At 48.3% G+C, this 3,320-nt stretch carries 2 protein-coding genes and 1 pseudogene; 2 read left to right on the forward strand and 1 reads right to left on the reverse strand.

The window, feature by feature from the left end; translation table 11 throughout:
• Window positions 1-395 precede the first annotated feature (395 nt).
• Window positions 396-1,727: an ABC transporter substrate-binding protein gene (locus FE784_RS40440; protein ID WP_139607964.1), complete on the reverse strand. Its 1,332-nt coding sequence runs from the start codon at window positions 1,725-1,727 to the stop codon at window positions 396-398.
• An 848-nt stretch (window positions 1,728-2,575) separates the two neighbouring features.
• On the opposite strand from FE784_RS40440, the pseudogene FE784_RS43100 reads away from it, so the two are divergent.
• Window positions 2,576-2,839, forward strand: a pseudogene (locus tag FE784_RS43100) (AraC family ligand binding domain-containing protein); the annotation flags it as partial.
• A gap of 51 nt (window positions 2,840-2,890) precedes the next feature.
• Window positions 2,891-3,320 (forward strand): helix-turn-helix domain-containing protein (locus FE784_RS42315; RefSeq protein WP_246132401.1); only part of this gene is annotated, 430 nt, incomplete at its 3' end.

Consider the following 3,320-nt stretch of genomic DNA (forward strand, 5'->3'; position numbering starts at 1 on the left):
CGGCAAAGTATTCAAAGCGGCTACAGGCTATACGCCACGTCTATTCCGCAGCCTCAGGCAGTAGCGCCCACGGGCCGAGGCGTTACAAGCAGCAATCACAGGCCGCTGGTGATATTTGTTTTTCGATCGGTTTCTTAGCCCGGTCCGCGGAGCCACCCCCTGCTTCAAGCTGAACGGACGTGTAATTTGCGACAGACTCTTACATGTTCCATCTGCATGAACAAACGCCCCGGGAGTGCTTTGCGTATCGTGCTCTCGCTCAGTTTCATACAGGTGGCCTGCCCGTTGATGAGACGAATCATACCGCCCCCATCCATTGCGATTTGATTCCAAAAAAAGGCATAATCTAGCGACCAGGCAGACGATATCTGCCCGATTCGCACGTTGAATTGCTCTTACTCCCCGAACAAATCTTTCAATTTCAGGTCGAACTTCTCGCCGGCTAGACGCAGCGCCGTGTTGACATCCTCCAGACCAAGCACATTGTTTTTGTACGCTTCAAAGAAGGCGGTATGTCCAGGCGATTGTGCTATGACAATCGTGTCTTTCACCAGTGAAGACGGAGCGAGTTTGTTTGGCAGCAGCGCTTTGACGTTTTTGCCTTGCAGCTTCGGCACATCTTTTCCGAACTCTGACATGCTGTCGATTTTGTCTTTCAAAATAGGCAGCTTGCCGCGCCTCGCCATGTTGTTCTGGAACTCTTCCGACGTCATGTAAGCGATTACTTCAAACGCCTGGTCTTTGTGCTTGCTCGTCTGTGTGATATAGGCATAGTATGGGTACGATTGCGGTCCGACACCAGGCATGCTGGCAATTTCCGGGTACGTGGCGATATCCCAATCCATTTTTTCATCCAGGTTACTCAGCGCATGGTCAACGAAGTGCAGCAGCATCGACGACATCTGATCCTGATAGAACATTTTTTGCTGAGCCGCAAGCGACCAGGTTTGGGCGTTCAGACCGTTCCCCTGCACATGCGCCACGCTTGTCAGCAGTTCAAACGCGTTTTGGAATTTCTCCGATGTAAACAGCGATTTTTTCGTGACAGGGTCGATATATCCCGCCGAATACTGGTTCAGGACGATGTTGGCGGAGGACGACATCACTAGCCCTTTGTATTCGATGCCGGATTCCGCTCGCGACAATTTTTTGGCAAGCTCTTTCAACTCATCCCATTTGATGCCGTCTTTCGGATATTCGACACCGAACTTGTCAAACAACGTCTTGTTATAGAACAAACCGAGCGTGTTGGTGAACACTGGCAGGCCATAAATGCCGCCGCCTGCTAAGTTTTTCGCCGCTTCCACCGCCGAAGGCTCAAGCTTGTTCAGATCATATTTGTACTTGTTGATCTGTTCACTGATATCGTACTGAAAATTATATCCGGTTACCTCGCTCGATTGCCCAATCGACCAAAACATGATGTCGATCGGTTGGCCGGATGCGACAAGGTCAGCTAATTTGTTGCTGCCCACAGGCAAATGCTTCACTTTCACATGCGGGAATTTTTCCTGAATCATGTTGCCGAACGTATCCATAAAGACGGAATCGGTATTCTGGGAGTAAAAAATCAGCTCAACCGGATCTGTTTTCGGCGTCGCCTGTGCGGGCGGGTTGTTGCCATCTGCATTCTGTTTCCCGCTGTCACCATTCGTATTTGAACCATTCGAGCAAGCCGCCGTTATGAGCAACGACGATGCTACCGCAACTGCTAACCATTTTTTCAATTAAGGAGACCTCCTGAATGTGTCATGAAATGCAATCAACTGCTCCTGTGGTTCTCTCCCCATTTGTGAAACAACGCCTCAAGACGTTGACACAGCTCTTCATCGTTGAACAAATCGGTCCAATATGCTTCGTCACTTCGCGGCACGTCAAATATCGCAGTGGGCGGTTCGTTCCCGCACTCAGTTGCCGACACGCGGAATTTTCTCAATCCATCCTTCCTTGACCAACTGTTCCAGTCCGGCACGAATCGAATTATTGCTCAACCCGAAACGAACGACGAGAATTTTTTCCGATAGAGAAACTCCCCTAGATTCCTTCGATGATTTCATTGCGAAGCTCGTTGGCCAGCTGTTCCAACTGGTGCTGGAACTGTTCCTTCGCAATTCGTTTTCTCATCACATGTGTCACCATTTCTCAAGAGGTTTTGTTACCTCTATTTACCATGAGCTTATACAAATCACTCCCTTCCCGGACACTTTCTTTACTGATTTATAAAATTCCATTATTCCCCCTAAGTTACGGCATTGCCTCTTACTCAAGATTAGATTACGGAAATCGCAAGTCGAAAACTATTTGGATTTTGCAATCCGGATTGCAATTGCGCATATTTTGCCCTTTTATTGCCTGTGATCCAAAACGGCTGACGCATCGGGCGGCATATCCTTTATACTAAAGGGACAAGGCCCGCAGGCTCCCGCCAAGGCGGGGGACGAAACCGCGGAGCACAATGGACATGGGGTGAAAGCGCTTGAACACAAGCTCGATTGCAAAAAGCGGAACCGTTTTTTCTCGCTATGTTTCTCCCTTGTTTTCTCTTATTCAAGTCCGAAGAAAAGACGTATTCAATATGAACGGAAGTCACTTCCATCCATTTTATGAAATAATCTATGTTCGACGCGGAGAAAGGAGGTATTTCATCAAAGACCATACGTATCGGATCACGGCTGGAAGCCTTATATTTCTCAATAAAAATATTGTTCACAGGGCGACTTCCAGTACCGTTCCCGGTCATGAAAGTTATATTATCGGTTTTCACAAGGAGTTGTTGGGTAGCCAGCATGAGCCGCTGCTGTCAGGCGATCATTCTCCATTTCTTGGTTTTTCGCCGGTTTTACCATTAAAGGACAACGACCAGTTGTTAATAGAGGGCCTATTTCACAAAATGAAAAACGAGCTGATGAACAAACGAACGGAATTTCTCGCTTGCATTCAAGGGCTGCTGCTGGAGATGATCGTGTACGCCCTTCGACAAATGGAGGAACACGCGGGCTCTGTGGACAAAAAGAACGCGGCCTGTCATAAAAAGGTTACGGAAATCATTCGTTATCTCAACCAGCATTATGCCGAACCGCTTTCCCTGCCGCTACTCGCCGAGCACTTTCAGATGAATTTGTACTACTTGAGCCGATTGTTCAAAAAAACGACGGGCTTTTCCCTGACCGAATATATTTCCGCCATCCGCATCAAGGAAGCCCAGAGGCTGCTGAGCGAAACGCCGTTCAAAGTGACCGACATCGCTTACAACGTCGGCTTCCAAAATATTGCCCATTTCGGCAAAGTATTCAAAGCGGCTACAGGCTATACGCCACGTC

Source organism: Paenibacillus hemerocallicola, assembly GCF_006265175.1.
GTDB lineage: Bacteria > Bacillota > Bacilli > Paenibacillales > NBRC-103111 > Paenibacillus_AB > Paenibacillus_AB hemerocallicola.